A 1,583-nucleotide genomic window follows, 5' to 3' on the forward strand; every position below is an offset into this window, starting at 1 on the left:
CTATCCCCCCACCACCAAAAACCGTCAACTCCCAAACAACAAAAAATTCTACAAAACACTTCAACAATCTGAAATTCAACAACTTTTATTTCAGATACTATTTCAGAACTTTCAAAACATTCTCAAACCAAACTCAAACAACACCAAAGGTCGTCTAAAATCTCTTTCAGACGACCTTTGTTCTATCTCGGAATATTTCCAGCTATATCAACCTTCATTTTATGACTGAGCAACCTATCAATCTACCCTTACAACTTTTTTGAATAGTATCTATGTTAGTATTATGTTTTATCTAATTCAAATTGGATTGTGTCATGAGTAAACACATTCTTTTAGGGATAAGTGGTGGTATTGCTGCTTATAAATCATGTGAGTTGGTCCGATTGCTAAAAAAACAAGGACATTCTGTAACGGTGGTAATGAGCCATGCTGCCACTGAATTTGTTACCCCTCTTACGTTTCAAGCATTAAGTGGAAATCCTGTTTTAGTTGATACGCACGATGGGCACTCGACTAAGGGGATGGGTCATATTGATTTAACCCGAGAAGCGGATGTTTTTTTGATTGCTCCCGCTACTGCCAATACGGTTGCCAAGATCGCCAACGGTATTGCTGATAATCTACTGACCAATTTGGCAGCAGCACGAAAATGCCCCATGGCAGTCGCTCCGGCGATGAATGTGGAGATGTGGAACAATCCCGCCAATCAAAGGAATATCCAACAACTGATTTCAGACGACATCACGGTTTTCCAGCCATCCTATGGCGAACAAGCTTGCGGTGAAATCGGGATAGGGAGAATGCCTGAAGCGATTGAACTTGCCGATTTGATTCATGATTTATGGACGCCGAAAATACTTGCCGGCAAAAAAATCTTAATCACTGCCGGTGCGACCTTGGAAATGATTGACCCGGTCCGTGGAATTACGAATATTTCCAGCGGTCAAATGGGCATTGCCCTAGCCCGCGCATGCAGAATGGCCGGCGCACAAGTTACGTTGATTTATGGGCAATTGCAAACTCCCCTACCAACCGGTCTCTATCATATGGAACGGGCTATTAGCACCCAATCAATGTACGATGCTGTTCATAAATATATTTCAGATCAAGATGTTTTTATTTCTGTAGCCGCTGTGGCTGACTATAAGGTGAAAAACAGCAGCACACACAAATTAAAAAAAGAAAATTCAAAAGACACCCCAACCCTTGAATTGGAAACCAACCCTGATATTTTGGCATCTGTGGCAGCCTTACCCAAACCTCCTTTTTGTATTGGATTTGCCGCAGAAAGCGAAAAAGTTTTGGAATATGCTCGGGCAAAACGTGTACGCAAGGGCATTCCAATGCTGATTGCCAATGATGTCTCTCAGGCAATGGGAAAATCTTCCAATCAGATTACTATTATTACGGATCACGAGGAACTATCTTTCCCTGAGAGAGAAAAATCACAAGTAGCAGGAGAAATTGTTCAATCTCTTGCTCGATATTTGGGCGAAACAATCGCGTAAGCAACCATGCTCAATCAACGCTCATATAGCTATCTTCTACAACAGCAAAGGTCGTCTGAAAATTTTCAGACGACC

At 41.9% G+C, this 1,583-nt stretch carries 1 protein-coding gene and 1 pseudogene; both read left to right on the forward strand.

All coding sequences use genetic code 11. The features are described 5' to 3' along the window. A pseudogene (locus HMPREF2572_RS14730) lies at positions 1–229 on the forward strand (hypothetical protein); the annotation flags it as partial. An 85-nt stretch (positions 230–314) separates the two neighbouring features. Further along, a complete protein-coding gene (gene coaBC, locus HMPREF2572_RS02050) occupies positions 315–1,508 on the forward strand; it encodes a bifunctional phosphopantothenoylcysteine decarboxylase/phosphopantothenate--cysteine ligase CoaBC (RefSeq protein WP_070495961.1) in 1,194 nt (397 codons plus the stop codon). Positions 1,509–1,583: the final 75 nt, after the last annotated feature.

Origin of the sequence: Neisseria sp. HMSC064E01 (assembly GCF_001808875.1) — a bacterium.
GTDB classification, from domain to species: domain Bacteria; phylum Pseudomonadota; class Gammaproteobacteria; order Burkholderiales; family Neisseriaceae; genus Neisseria; species Neisseria sicca_A.